The sequence below is a fragment of the Mycobacterium sp. genome, assembly GCF_049683935.1.
In the GTDB taxonomy this organism is placed as follows: Bacteria; Actinomycetota; Actinomycetes; order Mycobacteriales; family Mycobacteriaceae; genus Mycobacterium.
On record NZ_JBAUJR010000018.1, the window covers coordinates 1 to 18889 of the forward strand.

At 67.2% G+C, this 18889-nt stretch carries 25 protein-coding genes; 11 read left to right on the forward strand and 14 right to left on the reverse strand.

Annotated elements, in window-relative coordinates; translation table 11 throughout:
• The 3 genes from WA965_RS00955 to WA965_RS00965 form a co-directional block, all read left to right on the forward strand.
• On the forward strand, positions 1–279 hold a 279-nt coding region (locus WA965_RS00955; RefSeq protein WP_526446917.1), incomplete at its 5' end, for an aldo/keto reductase.
• A gap of 48 nt (positions 280–327) precedes the next feature.
• Positions 328–597, forward strand: a complete 270-nt coding sequence (locus WA965_RS00960; protein WP_526446919.1) for a YdeI/OmpD-associated family protein — start codon at positions 328–330, stop codon at positions 595–597.
• 123 nt (positions 598–720) lie between these two features.
• On the forward strand, positions 721–1773 hold the full coding sequence (locus WA965_RS00965; RefSeq protein WP_526446921.1) for a hypothetical protein: 1053 nt from the start codon (positions 721–723) through the stop codon (positions 1771–1773).
• Between the two features lie 77 nt (positions 1774–1850).
• On the opposite strand, the gene WA965_RS00970 is transcribed toward WA965_RS00965, so the two are convergent.
• On the reverse strand, positions 1851–2960 hold the full coding sequence (locus WA965_RS00970) for a GGDEF domain-containing protein (RefSeq protein ID WP_526298342.1): 1110 nt from the start codon (positions 2958–2960) through the stop codon (positions 1851–1853).
• Between the two features lie 249 nt (positions 2961–3209).
• On the opposite strand from WA965_RS00970, the gene WA965_RS00975 reads away from it, so the two are divergent.
• Complete coding sequence (locus tag WA965_RS00975) at positions 3210–3821, forward strand: hypothetical protein (protein ID WP_526298340.1); 612 nt, start codon at positions 3210–3212, stop codon at positions 3819–3821.
• Here WA965_RS00975 and WA965_RS00980 read toward each other — a convergent pair whose 3' ends face one another.
• Both WA965_RS00980 and WA965_RS00985 read right to left on the reverse strand, forming a co-directional pair.
• Positions 3822–4013, reverse strand: coding sequence for a hypothetical protein (locus WA965_RS00980; protein ID WP_526298338.1), 192 nt, complete (start codon positions 4011–4013; stop codon positions 3822–3824).
• A gap of 41 nt (positions 4014–4054) precedes the next feature.
• Entirely contained in the window at positions 4055–4267 is a 213-nt protein-coding gene (locus WA965_RS00985; RefSeq protein WP_526298336.1) for a DUF3072 domain-containing protein, read from the reverse strand.
• Between the two features lie 118 nt (positions 4268–4385).
• On the opposite strand from WA965_RS00985, the gene WA965_RS00990 reads away from it, so the two are divergent.
• Positions 4386–4886 carry a pyridoxamine 5'-phosphate oxidase family protein gene (locus tag WA965_RS00990; RefSeq protein WP_526298334.1) on the forward strand — a complete coding sequence of 167 codons (501 nt, stop codon included), beginning with the start codon at positions 4386–4388 and terminating at the stop codon, positions 4884–4886.
• Positions 4887–4941: 55 nt separating this feature from the next.
• On the opposite strand, the gene WA965_RS00995 is transcribed toward WA965_RS00990, so the two are convergent.
• From WA965_RS00995 to WA965_RS01010, 4 genes are read right to left on the reverse strand one after another with little or no spacing between them, the layout of a single operon-like run.
• Positions 4942–5751: an acyl-CoA thioesterase domain-containing protein gene (locus WA965_RS00995; RefSeq protein WP_526298332.1), complete on the reverse strand. Its 810-nt coding sequence runs from the start codon at positions 5749–5751 to the stop codon at positions 4942–4944.
• 10 nt (positions 5752–5761) lie between these two features.
• Entirely contained in the window at positions 5762–6106 is a 345-nt protein-coding gene (locus WA965_RS01000; protein ID WP_526298330.1) for a GNAT family N-acetyltransferase, read from the reverse strand.
• Between the two features lie 19 nt (positions 6107–6125).
• Complete coding sequence (locus tag WA965_RS01005; RefSeq protein WP_526298328.1) at positions 6126–7091, reverse strand: pirin family protein; 966 nt, start codon at positions 7089–7091, stop codon at positions 6126–6128.
• Positions 7088–7531, reverse strand: a complete 444-nt coding sequence (locus WA965_RS01010) for an EVE domain-containing protein (RefSeq protein ID WP_526298326.1) — start codon at positions 7529–7531, stop codon at positions 7088–7090. Before WA965_RS01010 ends, WA965_RS01005 begins: the two co-directional genes overlap by 4 nt.
• Positions 7532–7603: 72 nt before the next feature.
• Between WA965_RS01010 and WA965_RS01015 the strand changes: the two genes are divergently transcribed.
• The 5 genes from WA965_RS01015 to WA965_RS01035 all read left to right on the forward strand — a co-directional run bounded on the left by WA965_RS01015 (position 7604) and on the right by WA965_RS01035 (position 11611).
• Positions 7604–7891, forward strand: coding sequence for a DivIVA domain-containing protein (locus WA965_RS01015; protein ID WP_526298324.1), 288 nt, complete (start codon positions 7604–7606; stop codon positions 7889–7891).
• A 63-nt stretch (positions 7892–7954) separates the two neighbouring features.
• The gene (locus tag WA965_RS01020; RefSeq protein WP_526298322.1) at positions 7955–8413 is read left to right on the forward strand and encodes a thiol-disulfide oxidoreductase DCC family protein; all 459 of its coding nucleotides are present in this window, start codon (positions 7955–7957) and stop codon (positions 8411–8413) included.
• Between the two features lie 31 nt (positions 8414–8444).
• Positions 8445–9932 (forward strand): MFS transporter, encoded by a 1488-nt coding sequence (locus tag WA965_RS01025; protein WP_526298320.1) that lies wholly within the window; start codon positions 8445–8447, stop codon positions 9930–9932.
• 25 nt (positions 9933–9957) lie between these two features.
• Positions 9958–10236, forward strand: coding sequence for a type II toxin-antitoxin system Phd/YefM family antitoxin (locus WA965_RS01030; RefSeq protein ID WP_526298318.1), 279 nt, complete (start codon positions 9958–9960; stop codon positions 10234–10236).
• Between the two features lie 139 nt (positions 10237–10375).
• Entirely contained in the window at positions 10376–11611 is a 1236-nt protein-coding gene (locus WA965_RS01035) for a cytochrome P450 (RefSeq protein ID WP_526298316.1), read from the forward strand.
• Here WA965_RS01035 and fadD1 read toward each other — a convergent pair.
• Genes fadD1 through WA965_RS01050 form a run of 3 tightly spaced genes read right to left on the reverse strand, consistent with a single transcriptional unit; the run spans position 11593 to position 15764 of the window.
• A complete protein-coding gene (gene fadD1, locus WA965_RS01040) occupies positions 11593–13197 on the reverse strand; it encodes a fatty-acid--CoA ligase FadD1 (protein WP_526298314.1) in 1605 nt (534 codons plus the stop codon). The two genes, WA965_RS01035 and fadD1, sit on opposite strands and share 19 nt — an antisense overlap.
• A gap of 18 nt (positions 13198–13215) precedes the next feature.
• Positions 13216–14820, reverse strand: coding sequence for a flavin-containing monooxygenase (locus WA965_RS01045; RefSeq protein ID WP_526298312.1), 1605 nt, complete (start codon positions 14818–14820; stop codon positions 13216–13218).
• Positions 14817–15764, reverse strand: coding sequence for an alpha/beta hydrolase (locus tag WA965_RS01050; protein ID WP_526298310.1), 948 nt, complete (start codon positions 15762–15764; stop codon positions 14817–14819). The genes WA965_RS01045 and WA965_RS01050 overlap by 4 nt, the downstream gene beginning before the upstream one ends.
• Positions 15765–15863: 99 nt before the next feature.
• Between WA965_RS01050 and WA965_RS01055 the strand changes: the two genes are divergently transcribed.
• Positions 15864–16484: a PadR family transcriptional regulator gene (locus tag WA965_RS01055; RefSeq protein WP_178357613.1), complete on the forward strand. Its 621-nt coding sequence runs from the start codon at positions 15864–15866 to the stop codon at positions 16482–16484.
• Positions 16485–16487: 3 nt separating this feature from the next.
• Here WA965_RS01055 and WA965_RS01060 read toward each other — a convergent pair whose 3' ends face one another.
• The 4 genes from WA965_RS01060 to WA965_RS01075 all read right to left on the reverse strand — a co-directional run.
• On the reverse strand, positions 16488–16895 hold the full coding sequence (locus tag WA965_RS01060; protein WP_526298308.1) for a Zn-ribbon domain-containing OB-fold protein: 408 nt from the start codon (positions 16893–16895) through the stop codon (positions 16488–16490).
• A 2-nt stretch (positions 16896–16897) separates the two neighbouring features.
• Entirely contained in the window at positions 16898–18103 is a 1206-nt protein-coding gene (locus WA965_RS01065) for a thiolase family protein (RefSeq protein WP_526446923.1), read from the reverse strand.
• Positions 18100–18540: a MaoC family dehydratase gene (locus tag WA965_RS01070; protein ID WP_526298304.1), complete on the reverse strand. Its 441-nt coding sequence runs from the start codon at positions 18538–18540 to the stop codon at positions 18100–18102. Before WA965_RS01070 ends, WA965_RS01065 begins: the two co-directional genes overlap by 4 nt.
• A 10-nt stretch (positions 18541–18550) precedes the next feature.
• On the reverse strand, positions 18551–18889 hold a 339-nt coding region (locus WA965_RS01075; protein ID WP_526446925.1), incomplete at its 5' end, for an FAS1-like dehydratase domain-containing protein.

Consider the following 18889-nt stretch of genomic DNA (forward strand, 5'->3'; position numbering starts at 1 on the left):
ATCGTCGACGTCCTGGACGAGATCAGCGGCGAGACCGGGCGAACGGTTCCTCAGATCGCGCTCAATTGGCTGCTGCGCCGGCCTTCGGTGTCGTCGGTGATCATCGGTGCGCGGGACGAGAACCAGCTTGTCGAGAACCTGGGCGCGGTCGGCTGGCGCCTGGACGCGGCGCAGGTTGCCCGACTGGACGCGGTCAGCGGGCGCGACGCGCCCTATCCCTACTTTCCGTACTTGCGGCAAGAGGGGTTCGCTCGGCTCAACCCGCCGCGGGTGGGTTGAGCCGGCGCCTCGGCTATCTGGACCCTCGACATGGCTATTCTGATCGGCGTGAGCAGTCAGAAAGTGCCCGGCGGGGTGGTGCACGAACTGCCGGTCGATCTGGGCGAGGCGCTGAGCGCCAATGACCCGGCACTCGCCGCCTGGATGGACATCACGCCGTTGGCCCGCAACGAGTTCATCTGCTGGGTCGAGGATGCCAAGCAGCAGAAGACCCGCGAACGGCGAATCCGGCGGACCCAGGAGGAACTCGAGGAAGGCCAGCGTCGGCCCTGCTGCTGGCCCGGGTGCAAGCACCGCGAGCGCACCGGCAAGGCGTAGCCCTTCAGCCGAGGACCACCGGCGACCTTTACGGGATCGTTGCCGAATCCGACCTGATGTGCACGCCGATAGTTAAACTGACCCGGCCATCGGGTGCGGAACCGGATGGTGCGAAGGGGGATCATGTTTGCCGCTACGGGTCCTTGTCTGACCGCCGGTATCGCGCTCGTCAGCGCCGGCATCATCGCTGTCGCTCCGGTCGAGCCGCCTCCGATCGCGGTGCCGGCCGTTGATGCGGCTGTGCAACTCGCGGCGATCCCCAGTCCGTTGGAGCTGTACCCGCAGGTGTTCGCGACGGCATGGCAGAACACCGCAGCGCTGGCGGAGGCGTACTTCGCCGACCCGTTTCCGCTGACCCGGCTGACGGCGCGCAATCAGATCGGGGCGTTGGCGGACGCCGCCGAGGCGCTCGCGGCGGGCGACGTCGGTGCGGCGTTGGCCGCTGTCGGTGAGGTGATCGCGCAGCCCTTCAAGACCGTGGCCGGCGCGGTCGAGTACGTGGGCACGCTGCTCGAACAGCCCGGCGCAGCGGAGGCCCTGTTCCAGATCATGTTCAGTCCGGTGCTGGGCGGCATCGCGGCCGCCGGCGTGGCGATCGGTGACATCATCGACGCCGCTGTGGCGCTGGATCTGGTCGGCCTCGTCAACGCCGTGATCAACATTCCGGCCAGGATCATCGACGGGGCGCTCAACGGTGGCTACGGTTCGCCGTTCGGCAACTTCGACAACCTGCCCGGACTCCTGACGCCGCTCACCGTGGAGGGTTACCTGTTCCCGGGACCCGTCGCGCTGGCGATCAACATCGACCAGGACGCCGCTGACTACATCGACGAGCAAGCCGACGAGGCCCCTGCTGCCCCGCCGGCCGCAGTCGAAGCCAACACCGTTGCGACGCTGTCCGATTCGACTGAGCCCGTCGACGACGCCGACGGCACCGTCGAGGATGAGGCGCCCGCCGAACCCGAACCCGTTACCAACAAGCGCGTAGCAGCCGAATCCGAGGCGACCGCCGATGATGTGCCGGGCGACGAAGATCCGGTCGACGTCGCCCTGACGGAGGATCAGGACGAGCCGGTTGACGAAGACGATCACACCGGCCACGAGGACACCGACCCCGACGGCGCGGGCGACACCGACGACACCAGCGGCACGGACGGAACCGACGGCGCGGAGTAGTGACACCGGCGAGTACCGAGTCGTGTTCCTGCTGAGCGGTTTTCGGCGACCATAGTGAACAGCCGAACCCCGCCGGCTCAGGAGAGCGGTCCACCCACGGTCGGTGGGGGGTGGACGGGGACGTGGTGATGGAAGCGGTTGCCGCCCGCCCGTTTGGCGCGGTACATGGCGTGATCGGCCATGACCACGAGGTGGCTGAGCAGGTGGTAGGCGTTCACATCATCGGGTGGCGGAGTTGTGAGTGGCGTGCAGACGGTGCCGACGCTGGCGGTGACAGGGACGGGCAGTTCGGCGATGGTCTGGCAGATGCGCCTGGCGAGCGGTGTGATGTCGTCGGTCTCCGACAAGCTCGCGACGAGGAACTCCTCACCCCCGCTACGACCGATCACCGCGGTCTCACCGGTGGCGTCGGGCAGCGCACGGGCGACGGTGACCAGCGCCGCGTCACCTGCGTGGTGACCGTGAAGGTCATTGACGGCCTTGAAGTTGTCGAGGTCGATCAGCGCCACCACCAGGTAGCCGGAGGCGTGTTCGTTGAGAAGCTCCGACGTCGCCTGGAAGAAGGCCCGACGGTTGAACAGGTTGGTCAGCGGATCGCGCGCGGCATGCAACAGGTCCGCTCCCAGAGATCGCACCAGCAGTTGGATCGCCAGGGGCATCGTGATGTTGATAGCCAGGACCAGGAACAGGTCCACCAAGGCCAGGGCAGGGTGTCCGGAGACAGCCAACCTGATCGCCGCGGTGATACCGACCGCCGCCGCGATGGCGAAGTTGTAGAGGACCAGCGCGGTGGAATGGAAGAACGCGATGTAGGCCCCGATGATCGCGAACGAGATGCAGCCGACCAGCGACGCCAACGGGTCCCCATGTGCCAGGCAGGACAACGCGACTGCGGCATTGGACACGAATGCGAACAGTGCGGACTGCCGCTGCGTCGGCCAGCGCCAGGTGAACAACAGCACGCCGGCGACGCCGCACCCCACCGCGAACCACGTCATCGCGACCGGCACGGTGCCCTGCGGTCCATCGGAGCTGAAGAGCAGCACCAGCAGGCACAGCACAAGCGATCCGGTGATCAGTGCCATCGCCAGCCGCACCGGGCCGGTCATGTGGCGGGCGCGCAGGTACCCACTGAGCCAGTCGTAGTGGCTGGGTCGCAGCCGCCACGCGCTCGGTGGTGTGGCCATTCGTGTTGCCCCCGGTCAGCAATCGCCGATCGCCCCCTTGATCAGGGCGATCGGTGAAAACCGAATTACACCACGGATGGGCCCGTCACCGGGCGGAGTGCGATATCACCGCGAACTGATTCACAGCCGCCCCGTCCAGCCCCGAGTCGGTGGAGAAGTGTTCTCACGAAGAGCTTCCCGTACAGAGAAGCACCCACGAGGGTGGACCACCGGTGGTGTCGGTTCCCGGCTGTCAGGTATGAAGGCTGAATGCGACTTGCAGATCTTGGGGTGCTTTCCGCCGGGGCAGAGTCGATCCGCGCAACCGCAGGCGCGCTGCTCGGCTGGCCGGGCGACCTGTTCAGTGCCGACGGCGAAACCTTCAGCGCCACACTGGCCATCGATGACGACGCGCGAGTGCCGGGTTCGGTCGACCTGCTGCGTCCGGGCAGCACACATCGGGCGATCGTCCAGTGCGGACCCGAACGGCGGGACAGCGCCGTCCGGAAACTGTGCCTGAAGATCCCCGACGCCCACGGCAGCGGTCGGGACCAGGATTTTCTGATGGCATCGTCTGGCGACGGCGCACCGTTGCACCACGCCGCGCTCCCGACCGACTCGGTGGCCGCGCTCTACTCGTCGCTCTGGCTCTACCTTGCGGGACTGCAACCGGTTCTGTTCGGGGTCCTGGCATCAACCACGGGGCGTGATCTGCGCTTCGGTCCCGGCGACGAACTCAGCTTCGCGATCAGCCCACCGGTCGGCCAATTCCGCAGGATCGGGGCGTTGACCTTGACCGGACCGTACGACGGCGCGGTCCGGTTCCTCGGCCGCAACTGCGGAGGCAACATCTGGCCCCTGCCGCCGGTCACCTTCTACTGATCAGCTCGACGAGCCCTCGGTGTCGTCGAAGAACGCCCACTCGCCGTCGCCGGACTCGACCTCCATCCGCCATCCGAGTTCTGAATTGTCGGCCTTCTGGTCGACGAACCAGGCGTGGGCGTCCTCGGCGCTCTCGATGTCCTTCGTGTCGACGACGTCGCCCATGGGATTCAATACTCGGTAAGTAGCCATGAGGCGCGGGTTCCCGTTGTGCCGCAGTCGAAACTGACGAGTCAGTCGCCGCGCCCCGTCGTCTGTTGCAACTCGTCGATGAGGTCGGAGGCCTGAGCCTTCGTCGCGTCCTCGGGAACTTCTTGACCTGCCTCGCGGGCGAGTGTGTTCAGGTAGCTGCGCTGGGCACCCGTCATGGGTTCGTCACCTGTCACCCATTCCGATGTGTCCTTTTCCGGGGTCTCCCGGGGTGCTTGGTTGTTGTTCTCAGTCATGTTGTGGTCACCTCCGCAGCCCGAGTGCCCGTCGCAACTATGTTCGAAACACGATGACGGCCGGCAAAACATGACAACCCGTGTCACCGCTCCGGCGGCGACCTGCAAGTATCGAGGCGTGGGCAACAACGAACGTTCGAAGATCGTCATGACCGACGACGAGATCGCCGAATTCATCGACCACAGCCGAACCGCCACGATGGCCACGGTGCTTCCCAGCGGCCGGCCTCATCTGGTCGCGATGTGGTACGCCGTACTCGACGGCGAGATCTGGTTCGAGACGAAGGCCAAGTCGCAGAAGGCAGTAAACCTGCGTCGCGACCCGACCATCACCGTGATGATCGAGGACGGCCAGACCTATGACACGCTGCGCGGGGTGTCGATCGACGGCCAGGCCGAGGTCATCGATGATCCCGAGACCAACCTGCGTGTCGGCATCAGCGTGTGGGAGCGCTACACCGGGCCCTACTCCGAGGAGATGCGCCCGTACGTCGACCAGATGATGAACAACCGCATCTGCGTGCGGGTGGTGCCGTCGAGGTTGCGGAGTTGGGATCACCGGAAGCTGGGCATGCCGGGCATGCCGCTGTCGGGAAGCACCGCCCAGTACCTCAGCTGACGCGGGCGGGCCGAACATCGCCAAAGGTGCTGTCGCGCATGTAGTTGCGCGGACCCTACCCAAAGGATCGGTGCGGCGGCGCGAATCCGGGGTTTGCCAACGCGGTTGCGGTGGCGCTGCCGATCGGGCCGTTCTCGTCGACCAGAACCGCGGTGCCGGTGGCGACGCCGGCATGGCTGGAGTGGGTAAGGGCGGCGAGGCCGAGGTACGGACCTTCGGGTAGGCGGCTCAGCGTCAGGGTGTAGTCGGCGTTGATGAACTGCAATCCGTCCGCGTCGAAGTGGGTCAGCGAGCTGGCGATGTCTCCGGCCATGGCGGCTCGGGTGAAGGGACTCAACGGCTCACCGCCGACCAACGGGATCAAGTCATGGGTCCACACGTATTTCGGACCGTCGTGCGCCCACCCGGCCAGCCCGAGGCTGGGGGTGTCTCCGTTGTTGCCGTAGGTCCAGATCAGGGTCACCGCGCCGTCGGGGATCGGGTTCGGTACCGCCGGTGGCGACGGCATGGGCACCGCCGTCGACCATCGCCGTCCGGGTGGTTGCTCACCGCGCCGCAGGAACAGCGCGGAGGCCCGGGCGACGACGGTGTCGGCCTGCGACATGGTCGCTTCCACCAGCTTGAGCCGCCGGCCCTCCCGGCTGACCTGGGTGTGAACGCGCACCGGCGCCAGTGTGGCGGGCCGGAACAGGTCGACGGTGAGACGGGCCGGTTGCATCTCGGGGTCGCCGGCGTCGCGTTCGACGACGTACCCGAGGAGGCCACCGACGTAGTTGCCACTGATGGTCTGTCCCCAGGGACCCTGCGCCAGATCGGTGGGTGTGAACTGGTCCCCGTCAGGGACGAAGAATGCCCGAGTTGTCACCGGGCAGACGTTAGCGCTTCGACAGCAACCGTTTGACGTCCGTGGTGATCGGGTCGACGACGGCGGAGTACTCCGGGTGCTTCTCGACGTAGGCCGCGACCATCGGACAGACCGGGACGATCCGCAGCCCGGCCGCCCTGGTGGCGTCCAGCGCCTCTGCGATCAGGATCGTGGCCAGGCCGCGCCCGCCGAACTCCTCGTCGACCTCGGTGTGCGGAAAGATCCGCTGGCTTCCATGGTCTGTCGAGTGGTCGAGGAACTCGGTGAAGCCGACCTTCTGCGTGTCGACGGAAATGCTGAAACGGTCCGCCTCGGCGGTCACCTCGGTGGGGGCACCGGTCTTGTCTGTGGTCATGTTTCGAGTTATACCCAGTTCACCGAGCGGGGTTGCTCCTCGGTCGTAATCTGCCGTTGGGCAGGGGAGGTGCAGGCAGCCTCGTCACCTTGCCTTCGTAGCCGTCGACGGCGCCAAACCGGGCGTCGTGGTTCCGCCACTGTTCGCGGTAGGCCGCAATGTCGTCATGGCTGCGGCCGACGAAGTTCCACCACATCACGAGCTGCTCGTCGAACGGTGTCCCGCCGAGCAGCACCGCCCGCGCCGGTCCGTCGCCGCGATTGGCCAGATGCAGCCGGCCGTGACCGGGCCCCTGGTAGGCCAGGTCGGCCACCGCAAGCGTGGAGCCACACGCTTCCACCGCGCCCTGGTCGAGCAGCACGCCGTGCTCGAAGGTCTCGTCGATGTCGAGCGTCACCTCCGAGCCGGGCTCGAGGTCGAGCTGCGCTCCGAGCAACGGTGTGAACGTGTGCACTGGTGAGCGGTCACCCTCGAGTTCGCCGAGGAACACACGCACGGTCACACCGCCGGCGGAGTGGGGCCGAGGAGCGTAGTGCGCAAAGTCGCGGTCGCTCTGGCGGGCGGCGTCGGGCAGCGCCACCCAGAGCTGGACCCCGTGCAGCACGGTGGTATTCGCGGTCGACACCTCCGAATGACAGATCCCCGCACCCGCGGTCATCAGGTTCAGCTCGCCTGGCCGCACCATGGCGTGAACGCCGGCGCTGTCCCGGTGCTCGACCTCGCCGCTGAACAACCAACTCACCGTCTGCAGACCGGTGTGCGGATGCGGGGGCACATCCATCCCGGGGCCTGCACTGACGTCATGCGGGCCGTAATGGTCGGCGAAACACCAGGCGCCGATCAGCGAGCGTTCCCGCTGAGGCAGGGTGCGACGGACCCGGATCGCCCGGGGGCCTCCCAGTGGCACGTCTCGCGGGTGCAGAACGCCGTCGAATGACGAAGCGACACAGTCGACTTCAGCGGGTGCAGCGTCGGTGTTGCTCATGTGCCCACAGTAGTCTCCTCTGCTGTCGACAGGACCATCGCCGACCGGATGACCTCGAGGTCGTGGTCGTCGATACGGAACACCCCGAAGCGGAACTTGTAACCCCAGCGCGCCTTGTCCTCGATGAAGTCCAGCTGCTCGATCAGGGGCCGGATCGGCGTCTCGGTGCAGGCCAGGAAATCGACGTTGCGCCGCCAGGGCTGGAAATCGGCGGATATGTCCACCTGGTAGGGCTCGTCGTCGACGACCTGGCCGATCGCGGTGAACGCCTGAAGAGGAGCACCGTCGGGGTGCGCGGTCTTCGGCGAATAGAAGACGATCCAGTCGCCACGTTCCATCCTGCGCAACATGTGCGGCTTGCCGTGATTGGCCTGTGTGAAGCGACCCTGCACCCCTCGCGCGACGTGGTCGCGGCTGACGGTGTTGATCCAGTTCGTCATGGTTCGACGCTATGCCGGTCCACCGACAGGCCGTCACCCCCGCGACGCAGCCTGTGGATAGAGTCGGAGCGCATGAGCGACGGCGGGTTGACGGCGGAGGAACTGCGGGGCATCACGTTCGAGAAGCCGGCTTGGCCCAAGCGTGGATATCACGAGAAGTCGGTCGACGATTTCCTCGCGCTGGCGTCACGCCGACTCGATGGCAGGGGACACCTGTCCGCGGTCGACGTCCGTGCCGTGCGCTTCAACAAGCCGCCGTTCGGCAAGCGTGGTTATGACGAACACCAGGTGGATGCGCTGCTCGTCGAGATCGCCGCCGCCATCGAGCTTCTCGACACCCGACCGGGCGGTGATGTCTGATCGCTCACAATGCACATGGCGCACCCTGGAACGCGAACCCGGTAAACAACAGGAGGATGCCTGATGAGTGAGGGCCAGAACGAAGCGCGGGAACGCCCGGCCGAGAACAGCACCAGCGCGCCGGTGCTGCTGTACGACGGAGTGTGCGGAGTCTGCAACAGCGCGGTGCAGACGATCTTGCGATTCGACCGTGACGGCACCATGCGATTCGCGGCACTCGACAGCGACGTCGCCAGAGGCGTCATCGCTCGCCATCCCGAGCTGGCCGACGTGGACTCGGTGGTGTTCGTCGAACATCTCGGCGGCCCCGGTGAGCGGATCGCCGTGAAATCAGCCGCGGCGCTGCGGGTGGCCGACTACCTCGGCGGACCGTGGCGGGCGTTCCTCGCGGCCGGAATCATCCCGCGAACGGCGCGCGACTGGCTCTACGACGGTTTCGCCCGGATCCGTTACCGCGTCTTCGGAACCCACGACACGTGCCCCATCCCGGCGCCCGACGTGCGCGCGCGTTTCCTGGGCTGAGCGTTCTGTAGTCCAAACGTACGTTAGGGGCATGGCGCAACCGGCTGATCTGAGGATGGGGACCTCTGCGGGTCGATGGGTCGTGCTGGCCACGGTCCTCGGTTCGGGAATCGTGATGATCGACAGCACCGTGGTGAACGTGGCGTTGCCGCACATCGGCGAGGACCTCGGCGCCGGCTTCGGCGGTCTGCAGTGGACCATCAACGCCTACACGCTCACGTTGGCGGCACTGATCCTGCTCGGCGGGTCTCTGGGTGACACGTTCGGGAGACGGCGGATCTTCCTGATCGGGGTCATCTGGTTCGCGGTGGCCTCCGCCGCCTGCGGGCTGGCGCAGAACATCGAGATGCTGATCGCGGCGCGGGCCTTGCAGGGCGTCGGCGGCGCGCTCCTCACCCCGGGCAGTCTGGCGCTGATCTCGGCGTCGTTCTGCAAGTCAGATCGTGCCGCCGCGATCGGCGCATGGTCGGGTATGGGTGGGCTGGCCGGGGCTGTGGGCCCGTTTGTCGGCGGCTATCTGGTGGATATCAGTTGGCGGGCGATCTTTCTCATCAACCTGCCCCTCGCGGCCGTCGTGGTTGCCGTGACCGTGCTCCGGGTGCCGGAGAGCCGGGACACCGAATCCGCACCGGGCCTCGATGTCAGCGGAACGATCCTGGCGGTGCTGGGACTGGTCGGATTGACCTACGGGTTCACCGAACTCGCGAATCGGGGAGCCGCGGTGGACGCTCTCGTCGCGGTCGGCGTGGGCGTATTGGCGCTGGTGGCTTTTGTCGTGGTCGAGCGCCGGTCGCCTCATCCCCTGGTCCCGCCGTCCCTGTTCGCCAACATGACCTTCCGGGTTGCGAACTCCATCACCCTGCTGATCTACGGCGCTCTCGGGGTGGTGTTCCTGCTCCTGGTACTGCAACTGCAGACTGTCGCCGGTTTCAGTCCCATCGCCGCCGGGACGGCGCTGCTCCCCGTGACGGCAATCATGCTGGTGTTCTCGTCGCGGGCCGGCGCCCTGGCCGGGCGGATCGGCCCGCGACTGCCGATGACCATCGGTCCGTTGCTCGCCTCCGCGGGGGTGCTGATGATGCTCCGCATCGGCCCGACCGCGTCGTGGCTCGTGGATGTCCTGCCTGCGGCGCTGCTGTTCGGTGCCGGTCTCGCCCTCGTCGTCGCGCCACTGACCGCGTCGGTACTCGATGCCGCCCCAGACCATCTGGCGGGTTCGGCCTCCGGAGTGAACAACGCCGTGGCTCGCAGCGGAGGACTGATCGCGGTCGCCCTGATCCCAGGTCTCGCGGGCATCAGCGGTGCCGACTACGCCGATCCATCCACCTTCGATTCCGGGTTTCGCGTGGCGATGTCGATCTCAGCCGGTCTGCTTGTCGTCGCGTCCGCCATGGCAGTCGTCGGCCTGAGATCCCGTCCCGAAGCAGAGCCTGAGCGAGGCCGGATGCGCGTCGAAGAGAACAGCCACTGCCCGACCGTCGGCCCCTCGCTGCACCCCAGGCCGGACAGGGTGGGCTGAGGGCCAGGGCGCTACGTTAGTTTGCATGGAAGAGGTCGGGATCCGCGAGTTGCGACAGCACGCGTCGAAATACCTCGCCCGTGTCGAAGCCGGGGAAGAACTGGGAGTGACCAACAACGGACGGCTCGTCGCTCGGCTGGTCCCCGTGCATGCCGCCGCGCGTTCCCGCGAAGCCTTGATCGAAGCAGGTGCACTCATCCCAGCGACTCGCCCGCTGAACCTTCTCGAGGTCACTGCCTCGCCGGCGCCAGACCGGGATCGCACGTCGTCCGATGTGCTCAGCGAGATGCGAGACGAGCAGTGATCTATATGGGCACCGCCACGGCATCGCCCGGCGCAGTTCGCTAGCGTACGGCGCGTGGGCTGACCGCACTCGGCCATTACCGCCCGCTCTGAATCTCAGTGAGGTATTCCTGAGAGGAAGAGTTAGCGAGGGCGCGTTCATGTCTATTCCACTGTTGCCGCCGGGCTTCGACTTCACCGATCCCGACATCTATGCCCAGCGGTTGCCGGTGCAGGAACTGGCTGAACTACGCCGCACCGAACCCATTTGGTGGAATGCCCAACCCCTCGATGTCGGCGGTTTCGCCGACGGCGGCTACTGGGTGGTCACCAAGCACCGCGACGTGCGGGAGGTGTCCCTGCGCAGCGACGTGTTCTCCTCGGCCGAGAAGTCGGTGGTGCCGCGCTACAAGGAGACCGGAGGCGGTGGCCAGATCGAAGCCGGCCGGGCGTCGATGATAATGATGGACGAACCGGAGCACACCCGACTGCGCCGCATCATCTCGCGAGGGTTCACGCCGCGGGCCGTCCAGCGGTTGCGTGCCGAACTGGGTGAGCGCGCCCAGCGCATCGCCGCGGACGCGGCCGGGCTGTCGTCGGGGGACTTCGTTCGACAGGTGGCGTGCGAGCTGCCGCTGCAGGCGATCGCAGGTCTGCTGGGGGTGCCGCTGGAGGACCGCGGCAAGCTGTTCGACTGGAGCAACCAGATGATCGGCAACGAAGATCCCGAGTTCTCCGAGTACGACTCGCTCGGATCGGCTGCCGAGTTGATGTGGTACGCAATGCAGTTGGCGGCCCGCAAGGCCGAGGATCCGGGCGACGACATCGTCAGTGCCTTGGTGGACGCTGACGCCGACGGCCAACTCACCGACGCCGAATTCGGGATGTTCGTCGTCACGCTGACAATCGCAGGCAACGAGACGACGCGGCAGTCCATCACGCAGGGCATGATGGCCTTCACCGACTTCCCCGAACAGTGGGAGCTGTTCAAGGAGCGGCGACCGAAGACCGCCGCTGACGAGATCATCCGTTGGGCGTCACCGATCAACGCGTTCCAGCGCACCGCCCTGGCGGACACCGAACTCGGGGGAGTGCCGATCAAGAAGGGGCAGCGGCTGGTGCTGTTCTACCGGTCGGCGAACTTCGACGAAGAGATCTTCGACGACCCGTGCAGCTTCGACATCCTCCGAGATCCCAACCCGCACCTCGGTTTCGGCGGCACCGGCGCACACTACTGCGTCGGCGCCAGCCTGGCGCGCATGACCATCGACCTGATGTTCAACGCGATCGCCGACCACCTGCCCGACCTACGGCCGATCGGCGAGCCCGAACGTCTGCGATCAAGCATGATCAACGGCATCAAGCACTGGCACGTCGACTACACCGGGAGTTGTTGACCGCGCGCACCAGAGACGACGGTGTAGGACCGGGTGCGCTCGGGACGTTCCCACAGCACTCCGCCGTCGGCCGTGACGCCGGCTCTGATGAGTTCGCGCTTGAGGATCTTGTTGGTGGCCGTCTGCGGCAGCGTCGTGTTGACCCGGACGAATCGTGGCCAACCCTTGGGGGACAGATCATCCTGGGCGGCGAGGAAGGCCTCGAACTCCGCCGGGCTGAGGTCGGTGCCGTCATTGAGCACGACCGCCGCCATGATTTGGTCGCCGACCTGCGGGTCGGGCACCGCGTAGATTGAGACCTGATTGATCTGCGGCAGCCTGAGCAGGATGCGTTCGATCGGTGCGGCGGCCAGGTTCTCGCCGTCGACGCGCATCCAGTCGGTGGTGCGTCCCGCGAGATAGATCCAGCCGTCGGCGTCGCGGTAGGCGAGGTCGCCGGACCAGTACATGCCGTGGCGCATCCGCTCGTTGGTGGCGTCGGGGTCGTTGTAGTACCCGCCGAACGCGCCCCCACCGGTGGTGTTGACCAGTTCGCCGACGGCGTCGTCGAAGTTGGCCAGGGCACCGGTCTCGTCGAATTCAGCTGTGGCGCATTCGGTCACCGTGTCGGCGTGGTAGACCGCCACACCATCCCAGCCCTTACCGATGGACCCCGGTGGGGTGCCGTCCTCGCGCACCACGATGACCGCGAACTCGCTGGAACCGAAGCCGTCCATCACCCGGCAGCCGAACCGACGGGCGAAGTCGTCGATGTCACGGTCGGCGGCCTCGTTGCCGAACGCAACGCGCAGCGTGTTGTCGGCGTCGTCGGGTCGCTCCTGAGTACCCAGTACCAGAGCCAGCGGCTTGCCGACGTAGTTGACGTAGGTGACGCCGTAACGGCGGATGTCGGTGAGGAACCGTGAAGCCGAGAACCTCGCCGGCACCATCGCCGCGCCACTGCAGACGGCCACCGACCAACCGGCCGCGACACCGTTCGAGTGGAACAGCGGCATCGACAGATAGCAGACGTCGGCGGGGGTCACGTCGAGTTGCAGGACCAGACTGCTGCCGCTGAGTACCGCCATCACGTGGGCGAACGGGACTGCCTTGGGGTTGCCGCTGGTGCCCGAGGTGAAGATCAGCATCAGCGGATCGGTGGCGGCGACCTCGCGGTGCGGAACCAGAGGACCCGCAGACCGGACCGCATCGGCATAGGTCAGCGAGGTCACGTCCAGGACCGTGACGCCCGACAGCTCCAGCCCGGCCAGCAGTCCCGCATGTTCTGAATCGATCAGCAGCAGTTGGCAATCCGCGCGCCGGATGTCGGCGAGCAGCCCCTCGCCGCGGCGGGTGGTGTTGATGCCGCACAGCACATATCCGCCGAGGGCGGCCGCGGCCATCGAGCGCAGCATCTCCGGGGTGTTGCCGAGCAGCACCCCGACATGCAGCGGACGGGCGGGGTCGGCCATCCCGATCATCGCCGCCGCCTCGGCCGACGCCTCCGCGAGATGCTCACGCCACGTCCACGTCCGGTCCTCGCAGACCACTGCCTGGGAGTCGTCGTGCAGGCGGTCGCGCAGGACCTGCTGAACGGTTTCATGCACGGGGCGCCTCCTCAGGGATCATCGGGATGTGAACACCATTCCGGCGTAGTCGTTCTCGGCGACCTCGTCACAGTGGCGGCGGTAGGTGCCGAACCCGCCGATGTAGGGCATGAACACCCGCTTCTTACCCTCGATGTTGGCCCCCAGGTACCACGAGGACGCGGCCTTGACGAACAGTGTGCCCTCGGCGACCTGGCTGACGTGTCGGGTCCAGGCGTCGGCGGCATCGCGGCGCACCTCGACCTGCTCGGCGTCCTGCGCACGCGCCGCGGTGATCAACCCGATCGCCCAGTCGACCTGGACCTCGGCGTGCAGCACCATGTTCGCCAGCACCGACGGGCTGCCCGGCCCACTGAAGCTGAACAGGTTCGGCAGACCGGGAATCATCAAGCCGAGGAACGTGATCGGACCCTCTGCCCAGACGTCGCTGAGCCGGACACCGCCCGGGCCGACCGGGTTGATGCGGGTCAGCGCGCCGGTCATCGCGTCGAACCCGGTCGCGAAGACCAGCACGTCGCAGGGGTAGCTCGCGGTGCTGGTCTGTACGGCGTCAGCGGTGACCGCGGAGATGGGTTCCCGACGGAGGTTGACCAGGGTGACGTGTTCCCGGTTGAACGTCGCGTAGTAGCCGGTGTCGGTGCAGATTCGCTTGGTGCCGATGGGGTGGTCCACCGGAATCAGATCCTCGGCGACGGCGGGGTCGGTGACGATCTCCCGGATCCGCGCCTCGGCGAACTCCCGGGCGATGTTGTTGGCGGCGAGGTCGGACAGCTGATCAGGGAACGTCTTGCTGAACAGCACGCCGCCTTCGGCCCATCGCTGGCGCAGCGCGGCCTCGCGCTCGTCGGGGCTGGTCTCGGCGGCGGGCTTCACGGGGCTGGTGTGAGGGGTGCCCGCCGGTGCATAGGAGGCCCGCTGGCGGCGGTCGGGGTATTCGGCCCTGATGCGCTGCAGATCCTCGTCGGTCCAGGGCCGGTTCGGCATCGGCACGCTGTAGTTCGGTGACCGCTGGAACACCGTCAGCGACGCCGCCGAATCCGCGAGGTGGGGCGCCGCCTGGATACCCGAGGACCCGGTGCCGATCAGCCCGACTCTCTTGCCGCTGAAGTCCGGTTCGCCTTCGGGCCAGGCGGCCGTGTAGTAGATCTCACCGTCGAAGGCGTCGATTCCGGGGATGTCGGGCCGGTTGACCTCAGAGAGGCATCCGGTGGCGCACAACAGGTAGTTGGCCCGGTGGGTGGTGCCGGCCGCGGTCTGAACCCCCCACGTCCCGGACGGGGCATCGAAGACTGCCCCGGTCACCGTGGTGCCGAAGCGGTAGTGGCTATCGAGGTCGAAGCGACCGGCCACATGTTCGAGATAGGCGAGGATCTCGGGTTGCGCGGCGTACCGCTCGCTCCACGTCCAGGTCTGCTGCAGATCGTCGTCGAATGAGTAGGAGTAGTCGACGCTTTCGACGTCGCAGCGGGCGCCCGGGTAGCGGTTCCAGTACCAGGTGCCGCCGACTCCGTCCGCGGCGTCGATGCCCAGGACTGTCAGGCCGGCGCTCCTCGCACGGTGTACCGCGTACAGCCCGGCGAAGCCTGCGCCGATCACGATCACGTCGTAACACTCGGCGGTCATGACACCGCCTCCGTCACGGGGGTCGACATCAGTTCACGCATGTCCGACCACAGCAGATCGCGGGCTGCGATGGCGGGCGGGAACGTCAGCATCGTGAGGAAGCCGTGGAACAGACCGTGAAAGTCACGGTGCAGCAGAGGGACTCCGTCCGAGCGGAGCGCTTGGGCGTACGCCACGCCTTCACTGTGCAGCGGGTCGAGGGTGGCGGTGACGACGACCGCGGGCGGCAGACCCGTCAGCGACTCCGCGCGTCCCGGGGCGACCAGATAGGCGGGGTCGGGCAGCGACCCGCCGAGGTACTGCCGCCAATACCACTGCAGCGCCGCATGGGTGGTGAAGTATCCGGTCGCCTTCAGTCGATGGCTGGTGGTGTCACACGACGGATCGATCATCGGGTAGAGCAGCACCTGCGCGACGGGCAGCGTCGTGCCACGATCCCTGCACTGCAGGGGCGTCACCGCGGCGAGGTTGCCCCCGGCGCTGTCACCGGCGACCGCGACGCGACGTGGATCGACACCGAGTTCGGCGGTGTGACGGGCAACCCAGTCGAACGCGCCGTAGGCGTCTTCTGCCGCGGCGGGCGCCGGATGCTCGGGGGCGCGACGGTAGTCGACGGAGACGACCACGGAATCGGTGTGGCGCGACATCGCCCGGCAGAACCCGTCGTGACTCTCGATGTCGCACAACACGAAACCGCCGCCGTGGAAGAACACCACGGCGGGCCGGGGCGTAGCGCTGACGCTGTGCGGTTGATAGATCCTGACGGCGACGGGTCCGGCCGCCGTGTCGATCGTCCGGTCCTCGGCGCCGGCGACATCGTCGACGTTGGTGACCGGTTGGCGCCGGTCCGCGACCGCGGCGCGCGCATCCGTCGCCGACATCCGCTCGACCGCGGGAAAGGCGTCGTTGAGCGTCCGCAGCATCGCGGCTACACCGTCGTCCATGGGCTCCTCGTAGGTGGTGATCTGTTTCTATCAGAAATAGAGACGTGGACGGGCTGGATTGTCGGCATCGTCGTGTGCCTGCTCCTCTAGGGTGTCGCCATGGCCGACGACGACACCGATCCGCAGCCGCGGCTGCGGTCGACGAGTTACGCGGTGCTGGGTCTGCTGTCGTTCGGCCAGGAACTGTCCGGCTTCGACATGAAGCGCTGGGCGGACTGGAGTCTGAAGTTCTTCTACTGGGCACCGTCCTACAGCCAGATCTACGGCGAGCTTCACCGCCTCGAGGAACTCGGGCTGGTGGTGTCGCGGTTGGACGACAACAAGAACGTGCAGCGCAAGCGCGGGGAACGCGAGAAGCGGGTCTACCGCATCACCGCCGCGGGGGAGCGGGCGGTGTCCGCCTGGACCGCTGAGGCCGCTCCCGAGCCGGCGGTGCTCAAGCACGGCATCATGTTGCGAGCGTGGCTGGGCCACACCGCTGAACCGGCCAAACTGCGGGAGATGGTGCTCGCGCACCGCGCACAATCCGAACGCATGAGGGTCCTCGCCGAAGATCACGCGCAGGGAGCCGCCCCCGTTCCGGAGTGGGCCTATCCCGTCGCGGTGCTCAACTGGTCGGCCCAGTACTACGCCGACGAAGTCGCCCGCGCGGATACGCTGCTCGCCGAGTTGGACCGCCTCGCCGCCCAACGCAAACGTGAGGCCAGACGCAAGGGGTGACGGTCACGCCGGCCGGTAGCGCAGCAGCGTGACCTTTGTCCCGGGCACGTCATGGAACACCGGGGCGACGCGCATGCCGATCTGGATCTGTTCGGGTTCGACGTCGACGAGTTCGGTGCTCACCTTCGGGCCGGCGTCCCATTCGACGACCGCCAGCAGCTGGGGCAGCGCATCCGCCCACGGCGGGCCGGTGGGCCGCTGCGCCACCGTATAGGTGAACAGCGTTCCGGCACCGTCGATTTCGCGCCACTCCAGATCATCGGCCAGCGTGCTCGGCGCCAGTGTGCGCGGGTAGAACACGTAGCGGCTCAGCGAGGGAGAGTACTGGATCAGGATGCGGTGCTCGGTCAACGCGTGCCAGTACGGCGCGGACACGGGGGTGGGCTCCGGCAGGGGCATGGCTTCGGGCATGCTCAGTCGCCTCCCAGCAGCAGCGCCACCTGCTCACTCATGATGCCGCCGGTACCGGTGACGAATGCGACGTCGCAGTCGGACACCTGGGCGGCGGCGCCGCGGCCCATCACCTGGCGGGCGGCGTCGACGACGTGGTGCCTGCCGCCGGCCATGCCGGCCTGCCCGAACGACAACTGCCCGCCGGCGGTGTTGAGCGGAAAGTCCCCGCGGTAGGTCAGGTCGTGATCGTTGATCCACGACGCACCAGAGCCTTTGGGGCAGAAGCCGGCGTCCTCGAGGGTCATCAGCACCGTGATGGTGTAGCAGTCGTAGAGCGAGGCGACATCGACGTCTGCCCGGGTCAGGCCCGCCATCGTGAACGCTCTGTCGGAGGACCGTGCGACCGGAGTGGTCATCAGGTCCTCGGCGTAGGTGGCGGTCTTGAACGAGATGTGCTCACCGAAACCCCTCACCCATACCGGGCGGTGGCGCGATCGTGCGGCGAGCTCGGCGTTGGCGATCAACACCCCTGCACCGCCCTGGACCCGCATCACGGTCTCCAGCATGTGGATCGGGTCGGCGATCATCGGGCTGTCGAGCACGTCGTTGATGGTGAGCGGCTTGCCGTGGAACACCGCGTCGGGATGGGCGCAGGCGTTGATGCGTTGGTCGACCGCGATCTTCGCGAGTGCACGCGCGTCGTAGCCGTACAGCGACGCATACCGCTGGGCGATCTGGGCGTAGGGCGCGTTCTGGCCGACGTTGCCGTAGGGGATCTCGAACTCCGCCTGCGGTGACCCGAAGGTGTTGCTCGACGCCCCGTACCACGCGGGCGGTGGCGCGGGATGGCGCTGCGATTGGGGCAGCGTCGTCGACCCGGGCACGACAGCGAGCACGGCGTCGCACAACCCCAGTTCGACCGCCACGGCCGCACGCCACACCATGCCCGCCGACGTCGCACCGCCCAGGTCGACGCGCTCGCCGAAATCGATGGGCATGCCGAGGTATTCGCTCAGTGTGGCGGGTGCGAACATCGCCGACTCCGCGATGCCGTGGCAGACGAGGCCGTTGATGGCTGAGGCGTCCAGACCGGAGTCGGCGATCACCATCGCGGCCAGCGCCGCGTACTGGTCGATGGTGAACTGCTCGGGTCGGGTCTGCTTGCGCTGCGCGGGAAGTTCCGCGATACCGACGATGGCCGCCGCGCCGCGAAGCCCGGCCGTCACACCGTCGCCGATCGTGACGGCAGCGCGACGGTCGCGGTGCCCGGCATCAGCACGGTGTCACCCCGACGCCCGGCGATGTCGAGGTCCACCAGGCCGACCCCGTTGTCGATCCGCTTACCGGTCACCACCCCACCGAAGGCGAGTTCCTCACCGGGATAGGCCACCGCGCGGTTCTGCACCGAGAACCGGACCAACCGGCCGTGACCGCCGATCCAGTCGGTGAGGGCGCGGGACAGCAGCGCCGACTGCAGTGGACCCTGCACCAGGACGTCGTCGTAGCCCTCGACGGTGGTGGCCCAGTCCCGGTCGTAGTGGATGCGGTGCCCGTTGTAGGTGGCGGCGCTGAAGAAGAACATCTGGGTCCGGTCGACGGTGACCACCAGCGACGGGATCTCGTCGCCGGGCGCGACGTCCTCGTAGCACACCTGGTCGGTCACCGCGTCCTCCTCACGGCCGCGCGATCATCGACGTGGTGGCCTCGACGAGAAGGGCGCCGTGCTGATTGCGGTACGCGGTGTGCCATGTCACCAACACGAAACGACCTGACCTGCCTTCCTTTTCGACGATGGACTCGATGGTGCGGACCATTTCCACCTCGTCGCGGTGATAGGCGGGAAGGTGGAAGGTGGTGGTCTCGCCGCCGGCCATTCGGCGTGGTGCCCGGGGGAAGGCCAGACCACCGGAGACCGCTCCCGACGACCCGTCGGGGCGCAGGCTCTCGAGGGTCGCGACGCCGAGCACCGCGTACTGCAGGTACAGCGGTGGGCAGACCACGTCGTCGTAGCC